General features: G+C 64.7%; 1 protein-coding gene. It reads left to right on the top strand.

Annotation, left to right across the window (positions count from 1 at the left end; genetic code table 11):
* The coding region (locus HLUSI_RS0125520; RefSeq protein ID WP_016836626.1) for a branched-chain amino acid ABC transporter permease at positions 1-408 on the top strand (408 nt) is incomplete at both ends.

Here is a 408-nt window from a genome sequence, read left to right as displayed (position 1 = left end):
CCCCCGGCCGCCGTCGGCCTGACGATTCCGATGGGCGAGGGCGGCTGGGCCAGCATGATCTTCGCCGGCAAGGAGCCGTATTACTACATCGCACTCGGCCTGTTGTTGCTGACGCTGCTGGCCAACTTCATCATCGAGCGCAGCTTCCTCGGCTACTACTTCCGCGCCATCAAGGATGAGCCCGACGCTGCGCGCAGCCTTGGCGTCAGTCTCAGCAAATACAAGCAGATCGCGTTCGCGGTGAGCAGTTTCTTCACCGCCATGGGCGGCAGCCTGTACGCGCAGAAGGAACTGTACATCGATCCGGCCTCGGTGCTGGGCACCGGCATGTCGATCAAGATGGCGCTGGTGGCGATTCTCGGCGGCATCGGCACGCTGTTCGGGCCGCTGGTCGGCGCCGGCCTGCTG

The sequence above is a fragment of the Herbaspirillum lusitanum P6-12 genome, from assembly GCF_000256565.1.
GTDB lineage: Bacteria > Pseudomonadota > Gammaproteobacteria > Burkholderiales > Burkholderiaceae_D > Herbaspirillum > Herbaspirillum lusitanum.
This window is presented reverse-complemented; position numbering and strand designations above follow the sequence as displayed.